Source organism: Amycolatopsis ponsaeliensis, assembly GCF_030182635.1.
Lineage (GTDB): Bacteria > Actinomycetota > Actinomycetes > Mycobacteriales > Pseudonocardiaceae > Amycolatopsis > Amycolatopsis ponsaeliensis.
In genome coordinates this window covers 103,387-116,312 of record NZ_JAPZLD010000027.1, presented here as the reverse complement: position 1 = coordinate 116,312, position 12,926 = coordinate 103,387, and the positions used below count along the sequence as shown (strand labels likewise).

The following is a 12,926-nucleotide window of genomic DNA, read 5'->3' as shown; positions in this document are numbered from 1 at the left end:
GTTGTCCGGCAACAAACTTTCGTACATCCGTCAGGTGACGGATGTCTGTATCCCGCGCGTCACGAAACATTGCTCTACGGAGTCCGACGCTCCGGACCTCGACACCGAGGAGGAGCGATGTTCCGTGCTACCACCGTCTCCACCGTCGTGATCTTCGTTCTCGCCATCAACCTGCGGCCCGCCGTGACCAGCTTGGGAGCCGCCCTGCCGGACATCTCCGTCGCCAGTGCCCTCGTCGCCGCGGTGCTCGTCGCGTTGCCCCTGTGGGCGATCGGCCTGGGTGGCTGGGCGACGCCGTGGCTGTGCGGCCGGGTGGGAACGCACCGGACCGTCACCTTCGCCCTCCTCGGACTGGTGCTGTCCCTGGCCGGCCGGGTCCTCGGGGGCCCGATACCGCTCCTGGCCGGGACGGCGCTCGCGTGCCTGTCCATCGCCGTGCTCGGCACCATGCTGCCCCTGCTGGCCAACGGGTCCGCCGCCTTCACCCTCGGGCTCGGGCTCGGCAGCACGGCCGGGGCGCTGGTCACCCCGGCGGTCGTGATGTCGTCGTCGTGGCGGATCGCCCTCGGCCTGTGGGCGGTCGTGGCCCTGCTGGCCCAGCAGGTGTGGCGGCGCACCCCCGGCGAGTTCGTCTCGCCGCGGACGGCCTCCGGCTGGGTGCCCGCCACCGCCTTGACCATCCACTTCGGACTCATCTCGACGGTGACGTTCCTGGTCATGGGCTGGCTCCCCGGCATCCTGCGCAACGCGGGGGTGTCCCCGGCGACCGCGGGCGCGTGCCTCGCGGTGTCGATGGCCATGGGGCTGCCCATGATGTGGCTGGTCCCGGGCTGGACGCGCCGGTGGACCAACCAGACCCTGCTCGTCATCGTCCTGGCCGCCCCCAACGTCATCGGGGTGACCGGCCTGCTCCTCGCACCGGCGGCCGCCCCTTGGGTGTGGGCCGCGGCGACCGGCCTGGGCATGGGCTCGCTCGCGTTCGTCCTGACGACGATCTCGTTGCGCAGCAAGGGCAGCTCACTGGCCCTGTCCGCCGGGGTCCAGGGCGTCGGCTACGTCATCGCCGGGTTCGGCGTGCTGGCCTGCGGCTGGCTGCACACCTACACCAGCTCCTGGCGGACACCGCTGATGCTGGTGCTCGGGATCCTGCTCGGCCAGGTCATCAGCGGGCACCTGTCCGTGACCGGCCGGACTCCGAAGCTGCCGGTCCCGGGCCCGCTCGTCGTGCTGCCCCCGAGGAACGCTCCGGAGGTCGGGGTCTGACGTCCGCCGTGCACGCTCCACTTCGGACACTCGCCGTCCCGCACTCAGCCCGGGGTGGACTGGTTGCGGGCGGCTTCCCGGGCGATGTCGATGCGCGAGTTCACGCCGAGCTTGGTGAGGACGTGCGAGACGTGCGTGCCGACCGTGCGCGGGGACAGGTAGAGCCGGGCCGCGATCTGCGGGTTCGACAGGCCTTCGACGACGAGTGCGGCGATCTTGGCCTCGGTCGGGGTCAGGCTGTCCCAGCCGTGCGTGCTCTGGCGGTGCTTCACCGTCGGGCCGCTCCGGATGCCGTACGTCCGGAACAGGGCGCGCAGCCTCGCCACGTCCCATTGCGCGTCCAGCCCCGAGTAGATGTCGACGGCGTGGGTGAAGGCGGCCCGCGCCGCACCGCGGTCTTCGGACTCGTCGTTCGCGAGCGCGACCGCGGCGGCTTCCAGCGCCTTGGCCCGGAAGAGCGGCCGGCCCGCGTCGTGGTAGCCGTCGGCGGCGCGCAGCAACGCCGCCGCGTCCCGGTCGAGCAGACCACGGCAGTAGAGGGCCAGCGCGCGGTGGTGCGGAACGGTGGAGTCGGCGGCGATCGCGCTCGCCCGGGCCTCGATCTCCCCCGCCGTCCCCACGTCGCCGATCGACGCGGCCAGCCGGGCGGCGTCCGCCAGCAGGTCCTCCCCTGCGTCTTCGCCGTTCAGCACGCCGGTCAGCAAGGTGAGCGCCTGTTCCGGCGCGCCGGCGTGTTCGAAGGCGAGGCACCGGGCCCGTACCAGGGGTTCCACGACCCGGTCGCCGATGCGTTCCGCGTACGGCGCGGCGACCTCGAGGTGCCGGCGTGCCGCGTCCGTGTCGCCGCGGTGGAAGTGGATGATCGCGGCGACCCCGTGGTCGCAGCACACCACGCTCGGATCCTTGCGCTCGTCCGGGACGACGTCCACCTCGGCCAGCGCGTCGTCCCACCGGCCGGCGCCCAGCAGCAACTGCCCGAGCGCGCTCTGGACCTGGGTCAGCCGGACGGCGCTGCCGGTGCGGTCGGCCAGTTCCCGCGCCCGCCCGGCGGCGGCGAGCGCGTCGGCGTAGCGGTCGAGCGCGCCGAAGGTGACCGACTGGTTGATGCGCAGCAGCAGCGTGAGGTCGATCAGCTCGGGGTCGCCCCGCACGATGACCATCGCCCGCTCGAACAGCGGCAGCGCGCCGGTCCACTCGCCCCGCATCATCGCGACCAGGCTCAGCACGTGCAGCGCCCACCCGGTCGCCCAGCGATCTTCGACCGGGCCGAGCTCCACGAGCGCCGCGGTGGCGACCCGGCCCGCGGAGTCGACCTCGCCGAGGTCGCGGTGCGTGCGCGCGATGAGCACCAGCAACCTGGCCCGGTGCCGGGCTTCCAGCCCCGGCTGGGTCAGTGCGTCGTTCAGCTCGGCGAGGGACTCGGCGGAGCGGCCGGTCATCCCGCGGCACTGGACGACCGTCGTGTGCAGGTCGACGACCACGTCGGGATCGCGGACGCGGTCGAGGGCGCGGCAGGCGATCCGCTCGGCCTGGGCGACGTTGCCCACGCGGTAGTAGGCATCGGCGAGCCGGCAGGCCAGCGCGCCGGTCACGGCGTCGTCGAGCGGCGCGTCCCGCACCGCCCGTCTCAGGAGCGCGACGGCGGCCACGGGTGACTGGCCGATCAACGGCGTGGCCACGTCGAGCAACCACCGCACCGCCCACGCCGGCACCGGTACTCGACTGTCCGTTGTGGACACCATGGGCAGCAGCTGCCGCGCGACGCGCTCGACCGGCGCGCTCGATTCGGCCAGCGCCCACGCGGCGGCCTGGTGCCAGGCGATCCGGACCGCCGTCGGCATCTCGTCGTACAGCGCCCGGCGGATCAACGCGTGCCGGAACGCCAGGTCGTCGCCGGCCGCCACCAGCACCCCGGCGGCGCGTGCCTCGTCGAGAGCGGGCAGCAGGCCGGCGAGCGAACTGTTGGTGACGGTCACGAGGTCCGCGACCGAGAAGCCGTCCCCGAGCAGCGCCGCCGCCCGCAGCACGGTCCGCGCCGCTTCGGACAGGAAGCCCAGCCGGTCCGCGATCGCCTCCGGCAGGGAGTCCGGCGTGGCCGTGCCGGTCAGCTCCGCGACGCCGGCGGTGTCGACCTCCAGGCACGAGCTCCTGGTCAGGGCGTCGAGCAGTTCGGTGAGGTACAAGGGGTTTCCGGCCGCGCCGGCGGCCAGCTCCTCCAGCCGAACGCCCGGCTTGCCGCCGGTCCGCGCGGCCACCAGCTCGAGCACCGCCGGTTCTTCCAGCCGGCCCACCCGCAGCCGCTCGGCCTGCGGGACGACCCGGAAGAGCGAGCGCAGGTCGTCGCGGCGCGGCACCGGCCGCAGCACACCCACCAGCAGCAGCGGGAGCCGCCGGACCGACCGCGCGATCCGGCTCCACACCGCGACCGTCGTGCTGTCGGCCCACTGCAGCTCGTCGACGACCAGCATGACCGGCCCGGCCTGGCAGAGCTCGTCCACCAGCGCGATCAGCTGCTCGGCCGCCGCGGCGGCGAGATCGGCCCCTTTGCTCGCGACCGCCGCGCCCCCGAGCAGCTCGGAAATGGTGTCACGACGGGGATCCCTCGTCACCGGCGCGATCTGCAGGGCGTCCAGGAGCGGGAGGAGCGGCAGTGCCTGCCCGAGTTCGTCGCCGGCTCCCCAGAACACCTGGCAGCCCGCATCCGCGGCGGCCACGCACGCGGCCCGCACCAACGCCGACTTGCCGATGCCCGGCTCGCCGTCCACCAGCACGGCCCGGCCGCGGCCCGCTTCCGCTTCATGGATCCAGGCGACCAGCCGGGACAGCTCGTCGTCCCGACCGACCAGCAGCTCGATACCGTCCGTGAGCGGTCGCACACCGGGGATACTAGAAGGAAAAACGTTACCCAACAAGAGGTATCGCGATGCAGCCCGGATGAACAGCCGTTATCCGCCGTTCCCCTCCGTAAACATCAATTTCGGGAATAATCCCGTTTCGTGATCTCAGCGTGATTCCGCCGTCGGGTATTGCCGGATCACGACCGGCCACCGGACGCCCTTGCAGTCCGACTCCGCGCACCCATCGGCCATTCGCGCATCACGGCCGCCACCCGAACAGAAGAGGGCGCAACGGCGCTACATCCGACGAAACGGTGGCAATCGAGGGCGGAGACCTCCGCAGCTGCGGACGAAGACGATTCTCCCGACCGCGATCATCGCGGGTCCGCGGCACGGTGCGTTCGAAGATTTCGACAGGCGCGCGATCATCGACTCGACGGACTTCCCCGCGAATACGCGCGAGGCGGCGATAGTACGTGACGACCGAGGTGGCGACGACAACCGAAGGATTTCGACAACGTGAATTCGCCGGGTTCGCCGTCACCCGGAGCACGACCGCTGATCCATTGTCTTTTTACCGCGACCGGCGCCCTCGCGGCCACGTTTTCCGCAGTCTTTCCGGCGGCGGCCGGGTCCGACCGAGCCCGAACGGCAGTCACCGGCTGCTGCACGCGGTCCAGCCGGCGATGCCCCCGGCCGGGCCGCCGGCGTGCCCGGCGAACCGCCCGCTCGCCCGGCCGGGCGGCGCCGGCGCCCGTCCCCGATCGGAGCAGCCGCACCCGAAAACCGCGATCCCGGCACCCATCCGTCGGGGAATCGGTGGCGAAACCTCCTTCCGACGGCGGCGATTCGTAGCGCTTTCCGGCACCCGGCGACCACCCGAGATCCTCGATCAAGTATTCGTGCGGCCATTCTGGTGAAATCCCGGGTGCGAGCTACATCACGCATTGTCAAGCGATGTCGGGCTGCCTACAGTGGCCTGCTTGACAGACCGGGAAATGAATCACGGATCTTCCCGGGATTCGGTAGATCAACCGTCATCTCTCCTTCGAGGAGCAGGACTTGTTCGGAATCACCACGGGCCGTGGCGGGGTTCACGCACGTCACGCCGCGCTCGCCGTCGCAGCCGTCATGCTCAGCACCGGTTGCGGCGCACTCGGTTCGACCGGCTCAGGCGGCTCGTCCAGCGGCAGCGGCCTGGAGAAGACGACACTCAAAGTCTCGATCCTTCCGACCACGGACCTGGCGCCGTTCTGGCTGGCCCAGGACAACGGCTACTTCAAAGCCGAAGGCCTCAGCGTCGACTCCGTCATCGCCGCCAGCGGCCAGGCATCGTTGACGAAGTCGATCTCCGGTGAAGCCGACATCGCGTTCTCGACCTACCCGCCGTTCTTCACCGCGAAGAGCTCCGGCGCCGCCGACATGCAGCTGGTCGCCGACGCGACCTCGGTCAACCCGAAGTCCAATGCGATCGTCACCGTGCCGAATTCGCCGGTGAAGACCATCTTCGACCTGGCGGACAAGAAGATCGCCATCACGGCCAAGAACACCGCGTCGGACCTCCTCACGCGCTCGGTGATGCAGGATCACGGCGTGAACTTCGGCAAGGTGAAATGGGTGCTGATCCCGCTGCCGAACATCGCCGCGGCGTTGCAGCAGGGCGAGGCGGATGCCGCTTACCTGCCGGAGCCCTACATCACCCAGGCCGCCAAGACGGCCGGCGCGATCCCCGTGATCGACATCAACTCCGGCGCGACCCAGGACTTCCCGCTGACCGGCTACGGCGCGACGAGGAAGTGGGTGCGGGACAACCCGAAGACCCTCGCCGCGTTCCAGCGCGCGATGCAGCGGGCCACGCACGACGCCCTCAACGACCGCGCCAAGGTCGAGCCGCTGCTGGTGCGGTTCGCCAAGATCGACGAGGACACCGCCAAGCTGCTCACCTTGCCGGGCTACGGCTCGACCCTGGATTCGCGGCGCCTGCAACGTGTGCCGGACCTGCTGCTGCAGCTCGGCGCCATCCCGAGGGCGATCGACGTGAACTCGATGATCGGGCCGCAAGTGGGACGATGACCCGGCGCCGGCACCCGGGCGGACGGTTCCGCCCGGGTGCCGCGCTATTCGCCGAGGTTGGACATCGGCCGGTTCGATCCCCACTGGATCTCCGGGGTGAACTTCCCGCTGATCGTGTCCAGCGTCGTTCCCTTCGGCGGGAACTCCGTCAGGAAGTTGTCCGGCTTGTTGTGCTGGATGAACTTCTGCACGTTGGAGGAGAGCCCGTCGTAGCCGGCGTCGAGCGTGACGTGGTCCCGGATGCCCCGTTCCGCGGGGTTCTTGGCGTCCGGCCACTTGACGTTGTCGCTGGCCGTGACCGAGTAGTCCACCTTGAGGCCCTGGGCTTCCTTGCGGAAGTCCGCGGGCGTCCCGTCGATGCCCCAGGCGTTCATCTTCCGCTGCAGCTCCGTGTCGCCCATCCCTTTGACCGTGTCCTTGAACTGCCCGATCTGGATGTCGGCCTGCTTGAGCTTGCTCTCGAAGTTGCCCGACATCTGGGAGTTCGCCTTGCGGGACAGCGTGGTCATGTTGTCGGCGGTCCCGGAGCCGCCGAGTTCGTTGTTCTTCAGGTGCCCCTTGATGAAGTAGCCCTCGTCGGTGTCGGGCTTGTAGCCGTTCTTGCCGTCGCCCTTGAGCTTGTCGAGCTCGGCCTGCAGGCGCGGGTCGAAGTTCGCGTGCTTGGTCCCGTTCAGCTCGTTGACGTCGGTGAGGTGGTTGCCCGCCGGCGTGGTGCCGCCGGGGCGGCTCCCCCGCCCGGACCCGTCGAGTGAGCCGCCGCCCGACTTCCCGCCGCCTTCCATCACCGTGCGGCCGGAGTTGCCGTGCGACACGTTGTCGTTGCCGGTGAGCGGCGGGTCCTGCCGGCCGGTCTTGGGCCTCTTGGTGGCGGACCCGGTCCCGGCGGCACCGGTCCCGAGCCCCGGGTTGGTGTTCGGCCCCCTCTTCTTGCCGGTCTTGCACGGCGCCGGGGCCTCGAAGGTCGCGTCGTCGTCGAGGAATGCGGTCGGGTCGTCGGCGTAGTTGACGACCTTGCCGCTGTTGCGGGTCAGGCCGAGCGGGTCGGCCGCGAGGAACGGGTCCTCGACGTAGGTCTCCGGGTTCAGCGCCGGGGTCAGGCCGAGCGGGTCCGGCGAGATGTAGCGGGCGTTGGCCGGGTCGTAGTAGCGGAAGACGTTGTAGTGCAGGCCGGTTTCCGCGTCGAAGTACTGCCCGGGGAACCGCAGTGGTGTCTGCGGCCGGGCGCCGGGCGCGGTCAGGCCCCACAGGCTCGTCCGCACCGGGCTGACCGTGCCGTGGTCCGGCCCGACCAGCTCGGTCGGGGTGCCGATCTCGTCGGTGATCACGGCGGAGACCTCGACCCGCCCGTCGGGCAGGGTGCGGGCCTGCGCCACCACCCGGTCCTCGTCGGGGTGGTGGATCCAGGTCAGGGTCTCCACCGGCGCGCCCCCGGCGGTGTGCCGGGCTTCGACGAGATTCGTGCCGTCCCAGGCGAAATCGACCCGCTCGACGACGGCGCCCGCGAGGTCCAGGCGTTCCTTGACGGTGCGCCGGTCCAGCGCGTCGTAGCGGTAGCGCCACCGGGTGCCGTCCGGCGTGCGCACCGCGACCAGGTGGTCGTGCGCGTCCCAGCCGAACGTCCAGGTGAGCGCCGTCCCGTCCGGCGCGGGCAGGGTCCGGCCGACCAGCCTGCCCTGCGCGTCGTGGGTGTAGCGGACCGCGCCCGCCGCGGCGAGCACGCCGCCGGCGTACTGGCGCGGGCCCGCCTCGGGGCCGGTCCCCGGCGAAGAGGAGATCAGGTTGCCGAGCACGTCGTAGGCGTAGCGCTCGGCCCCGCCGTGGTGCACGGCGGCGGTGACGCGGCCGGCGTGGTCGAACTCGTACCGCACTCCCCCGGCCGGGTCCTCCCGGGCGGCGATGCTGCCGTCCGGGCGCCGGCGGTAGCGCGTGGCCCCGGCCGGGGTGTGCTGCGCGACGAGCCGGCCCACCGGGTCGAACTCCTGCCGCAGCAAGGGATTCGGCCCGGCGGAGAGGCCGAGCGTGCGGCCGGCGGCGTCCTGGTGCAGGGCCAGCTCGGTGCCGGCGACGCGCACCAGCTCCGCCCCGTCCGCGCGCTGTCCCCAGTGGACGTCCACTCCGGACGGAGTGCGCCGGGTCTTCTCGCCGTGGGGGTAGCCGAAGGTGGTGGTCCCCGCCGCGGTGGTCTGCCGCGTGACGCGGCCCTCGCCGTCGTGGGTCAGCTCGAGCACGCCGTCCGGCCCGGTGGCGCGCACGAGCCGGCCGACCGGGTCGTAGCGGTAGGTCTCGGTGCCCGCCGGGCTGATCCGCTCGGTCAGGTTGCCCAGCAGGTCGTACCGGGACTCCACGGTCTCCCCGGCCGGGCCGGTGAGCCGTACCCGCTGTCCCGCGGCGTCGTACTCGCAGCGGGTGACGCGGCCGGCGAAGTCCGTCTGGGAGAGCAGCCGCTCTTCGGCGTCGTAGGTGTAGTGCCAGGTCTGCCCGGCGGGGTTGGTCACCGCGACCAGCCGCAGCTCGGTGTCGTAGCGGTGGGTGGTGCGCGCGCCGAGGGCGTCGACCGTGGCGGTGATCGTGCCCATCGGGCCGTTTTCGGTGCGGACCACCCGGCCCAGCTCGTCGGTGCGGGACGTCTCTTCGCTCTCGCCGTCGAACGTCCACTGCCGCCGGCTTCCGTCCGTGGCGAGGACTTCGCGCAGGGAGCCTTCGACCGTCCACGCGTAGGTGGTGTGGCCGCCGAAGCCGGCCACCGCCCGCGGCCGCCCGAAGAGGTCGAGCTCGACGCGGGGCCCGGCGACGTCCGGCAGGACCCCGGTGCCTGCTTCGGCGTGCTCGTGGTGCTGGTCCTCGGTCACGCCGAGCGGGTCGGCGTAGGGGTCCGGCAGGTTCGGGGCCGCGTAGCGGCGGCGGAAGACCCGGTCGCCGTCGGCCACCTCGATCACCAGGTCGGTGTCGGTCCGCTCGGTGATCAGCACCCGGGAGCCGTCGGCGCGCAGCACCGAGACGAGCCGCCCGTGCGCGTCGTGCTCGAACTCGGTGCGCCGGCCGAGCGGGTCGGTGCGGGCGAGCAGAACGTCGCGCGGACCCCACTCGCGGCGGGTCACGCCACCGAGCCGGTCGGTCAGCGCGACCGTGTTGCCGTTCTCGTCGAACTCGTAGACCGTGTCGCGGCCGAAGGAGTCGGTCACGGTGGTGCGCCGGTCGGCGTAGACGAGCGTGGAGTCGAGGTAGCCCTGGTCGCCGACGCCCCGCACGCAGCGGCCGTGCTGGTCGTAGACGTAGCGGTACCAGGCGCCGACGTGGTTGGTCCAGCCGGTGATCCGGCCCTCGGCGTCGTGGGTGTAGCGGGCCGGCCGGGGCGAGGAGTTGGCGCGCAGGGACAGGTGCCCGTGCGCGTCGTAGTCGTACCGGGCGACGGGCACGTCACCGGTGTCCGCCAGCGCGCGGACGGCGCGGATCCGGCCGCCGGCGACGTCGAACGCGATCCGGGCGCCGCCGGAGTGCGTGAGCAGCGCGGGCGCGCCGTCGGCGTCGTGGTCCAGCTCGACGTATCCCGCGGCTTCGGTGCGGATCTCCCTGAGCAGGAACAGGTCCGGGTTCCCCTCGGCCGCGACGAACCGGTGCAGGGTGCCGCGCGCGGGGTTCTCCAGGACGTAGTCGGCGCCCTGCCCGTGCAGCCGGCGCAGCGGACCGTGCGGGGAGGTGGCCGCCTTCCCCGGCGCGGGCACCGGGAACCGGAGGATCATCGCGTCGGCGCTGTAGTAGGTGACGGTCCCGTTCGCCACGGTCAGCCGCTCGTCCAGCAGCGACGCCCACGAAGGCCCGAACCAGCGCCCGGCCTGGTAGGACGAGACGTGGTTGCGCACGATGAGCTGCCCGAGCGGCCCCGGCACGACGAGGTCGCTTTCGGTCATCAGGACGTCGCCGGTCTGGACGTCGATCGGGTCGCCGCTGCCCTCCTTGCAGACCGGTTCCTTGGTCTCGGACGTGTTCCGGTCGGGCCCCTTCGAGCCGTCGGATCCCTTGGCGCCGGAGGACTTGGTCGAGTCGCCGCCCGGCGGATCGTCGAGCCCGCGCGAGGCCGGCGGCGGATCGGTCTTGGGCGGCGGGTCGGTCTTCGCCGGCGGCGGATCGGCCTTCGGCGGCGGGTCGCCCTTCGCGCCGGACGGCGTGGTGTCGTCGCCCTTCGCGCCCGAGGGAGTGGTGCCGTCGCCGTTGCCCTTGGGTCCGTCGAGTCCCTTGGGGTTGCCGTTGATGTCCGCGTGCTTCGGCGCCGGGGCGGCCTTGCCCGGCTTGATGTTCTTCAACGCCTTCGCCGCATCACCGAACAGATCACCGGCGCGCTTCAACAGCGGGACCAGCGCCTTGAGCGCCGTGACCAGCCGCTTCACCAGGTCCGCGATCTTCGACGCCGTCTTCGCGACCGCGCCGATCACCTGCGGCACCACCCAGGTCATCCCGATGCCCAAGGTGAAGACCACCTGCAGTGCCCAGCTGATCAAGTGACCGATCAGCTCGGCGATGATGTCCCGGACCAGCGCCCGCACCGCCGCGACAACCTCACCCGCGGTCTTCACACCACTGGACGCACCCTCGCAACCCTTCTGGGCGGTTTCCAGCAGCGTCACCGTGTCCTGCGCCCGCTGGCGGTACATGTCGCCGGCATTTCCGGTCCACGACGAGACGTCCGTTTTGACCATGCCGGTCAGGTCCTGACCGATGCTGCCCAGCTCGGTCGCGACGTTCTTCCACGTCTCCGACTGCGCCGCGATCTCATCGGCGTTACCGGTCAACCCGTTAAGCGCTTCCTTGAGCGGACCGACGTGCTCGATCAGCCACCCGACCCCGGCGGCGAGGATCGCCCCGAAGGGATCCATCGCCATCGACAACGCGTCCAGGGCAGTGCCGACCGCCCCCATCGCCACCGACGCCCAGTCGCCGCTCTCGATCGCGGACTTCAGGTCGTTCGCCGACTCCAGCAGCGAAATCCCCGAATACGCCGTGGTCGAGTCCTTGGTCTCCGCGACCAATGGGTTGCTCATCCGTCCCCCGCCTCAGTCCCCCAGACTGACCCGAAGTTCCCATGTAAACACATCCGGGCCGGTGGACCGCCGGGGGTGTGATCATCGCGAAACCCCGGGCACAGCGCGGCTTGACAGCGCCGGTCGCGCTCGTCGACAGTCCGGACTGTGGCTGAGCACCGACTTCCGGCGACCCCCGAGACCACCGTCGACGTTTTCGACCGGGACACCCCGCCCGTGCTCACGGTGGACCCGGGCGACTCCGTCGTGGTCGGCTCGCTCGACGCCGCGGGCTACCTGGAACGCCGGGTGGACGGCCCGACGATGTTCTCCGACCGGCGCGGGCACTGCCTGACCGGGCCGATCGCCGTGCGCGGCGCCGAGCCGGGCCTGGTCCTGCAGGTGCACTTCGCGTCGATCACGCCCGGGGACTGGGGCTGGACCACCGCCGCGGTGAAGGACAACGCGCTCAACCGCAGGCTCGGCGTGGCCGGCGGCCCGGCCTCGCGCCTGACCTGGGACATCGGCGACGGCACCGCGACCAGCAACCTCGGGCACACCGTCGCCGTCGCGCCCTTCCTCGGCGTCACCGGCGTTCCGCCCGCCGAGCCGGGACCGCACTCGACCATCCCGCCGAGAGCGGCCGGCGGCGGCAACATCGACTGCCGCGACCTGGTGGCCGGGTCCACCTTGTCCCTGCCGGTGACCGTGCCCGGCGCGCTGCTGCACCTGGGCGACGGGCACGCGGCCCAGGGACACGGCGAAGTCGGCGGGACGGCGATCGAATGCCCGATGACCACCCGGGTGACCCTGACGCTGTCGGCGGATCCGGTGGTCCCGGGCATCCACGCCGAGACGCCGGAGGGCCGGGTCACCTTCGGGTTCGACGCCGACCTCAACCAGGCCACGGCCGACGCGCTGGACACCATGCTGACCTGGCTGCAGCGGCTCCACGGCGTCGACAAGCCGACCGCGCTGGCGCTCGCCAGCCCGGTCGTCGACCTGCGGATCACCCAGATCGCCAACGAGACGTGGGGTGTGCACGCGGTCCTGCCGCACGGCGCGATCCGCTGACCGGCCGCGTCAGCGAGCGGTGCCGGGAGCCTGCTCGCCGGGTGCGGGAAGCAGCGTCTCCGCGAGCCGCTTCCCCACCGAAAACGGCCGTGCGTCCCGGGAAACCACCGACGTGACGGTCGTGCCCTCGAGCAGGAGCAGCAGTTCTTCCGCCAGGGCGTCCGCGCGGTCCGACCCGGCGCGTTCGAGCTGGGTCCGGAGGTAGCTGCGCAGGGCGGTCTTGTGGTGGCGGACCACCTCGCGGACCGGGTCCGCGGGATCGGGGAACTCCGCGGCGGCGTTGAGGAACGCACAGCCGCGGTAGCCGTCGCGGGACAGCCACGCCTCGTACGCGTCGAACACCGCCAGCACGCGCTCGCGCGGGTCGTCGTGCCCGGCCGTGATCGCGTCGACCTGCTCCTGCCACCGGCGGTCGCGGTCGCGCAGGTACGCGACGACCAGCCGGCTCTTCGAACCGAAGTTCCCGTAGAGGGCGGCCTTCGTCACGCCCGCTTCGGCCGCCACGGTGTCGACTCCCACCGCGTGGATGCCGTCGCGGTAGAACAGCGTCGAAGCCGCCTTGAGCACCTTCGCGCCCGCGTCGCCCGGACGAGTCCTGCCCACCATTCCTCCACACCGTTCGGTCTACCCCACTACCTGGGACAACACTAGCACTCCTTGACAC

At 71.7% G+C, this 12,926-nt stretch carries 6 protein-coding genes; 3 read left to right on the top strand and 3 right to left on the bottom strand.

Features of this window, described 5'->3' with window-relative positions:
• Positions 1-117: 117 nt before the first annotated feature.
• Positions 118-1,263: an MFS transporter gene (locus QQ657_RS34000; RefSeq protein WP_284746395.1), complete on the top strand. Its 1,146-nt coding sequence runs from the start codon at positions 118-120 to the stop codon at positions 1,261-1,263.
• Positions 1,264-1,307: 44 nt separating this feature from the next.
• On the opposite strand, the gene QQ657_RS33995 is transcribed toward QQ657_RS34000, so the two are convergent.
• Complete coding sequence (locus QQ657_RS33995) at positions 1,308-4,139, bottom strand: helix-turn-helix transcriptional regulator (RefSeq protein ID WP_284746394.1); 2,832 nt, start codon at positions 4,137-4,139, stop codon at positions 1,308-1,310.
• A 1,092-nt stretch (positions 4,140-5,231) separates the two neighbouring features.
• Here QQ657_RS33995 and QQ657_RS33990 point away from each other — a divergent pair.
• Positions 5,232-6,173 carry an ABC transporter substrate-binding protein gene (locus QQ657_RS33990; protein WP_284746393.1) on the top strand — a complete coding sequence of 314 codons (942 nt, stop codon included), beginning with the start codon at positions 5,232-5,234 and terminating at the stop codon, positions 6,171-6,173.
• Positions 6,174-6,217: 44 nt separating this feature from the next.
• On the opposite strand, the gene QQ657_RS33985 is transcribed toward QQ657_RS33990, so the two are convergent.
• Positions 6,218-11,209: an RHS repeat-associated core domain-containing protein gene (locus tag QQ657_RS33985; protein ID WP_284746392.1), complete on the bottom strand. Its 4,992-nt coding sequence runs from the start codon at positions 11,207-11,209 to the stop codon at positions 6,218-6,220.
• A 147-nt stretch (positions 11,210-11,356) separates the two neighbouring features.
• On the opposite strand from QQ657_RS33985, the gene QQ657_RS33980 reads away from it, so the two are divergent.
• Complete coding sequence (locus QQ657_RS33980; protein WP_284746391.1) at positions 11,357-12,262, top strand: acetamidase/formamidase family protein; 906 nt, start codon at positions 11,357-11,359, stop codon at positions 12,260-12,262.
• A gap of 9 nt (positions 12,263-12,271) precedes the next feature.
• On the opposite strand, the gene QQ657_RS33975 is transcribed toward QQ657_RS33980, so the two are convergent.
• Positions 12,272-12,868, bottom strand: a complete 597-nt coding sequence (locus QQ657_RS33975) for a TetR/AcrR family transcriptional regulator (protein WP_284746390.1) — start codon at positions 12,866-12,868, stop codon at positions 12,272-12,274.
• Between the last annotated feature and the right edge of the window lie 58 nt (positions 12,869-12,926).

Bases quoted from the DNA above. Each gene is read 5' to 3' on its own strand.
- QQ657_RS33990 (WP_284746393.1), top strand. From the start codon at position 5,232: ATGCTCAGCACCGGTTGCGGCGCACTCGGTTCGACCGGCTCAGGCGGC.
- QQ657_RS33985 (WP_284746392.1), bottom strand. From the start codon at position 11,209: ATGAGCAACCCATTGGTCGCGGAGACCAAGGACTCGACCACGGCGTAT.
- QQ657_RS34000 (WP_284746395.1), top strand. From the start codon at position 118: ATGTTCCGTGCTACCACCGTCTCCACCGTCGTGATCTTCGTTCTCGCC.
- QQ657_RS33975 (WP_284746390.1), bottom strand. From the start codon at position 12,868: ATGGTGGGCAGGACTCGTCCGGGCGACGCGGGCGCGAAGGTGCTCAAG.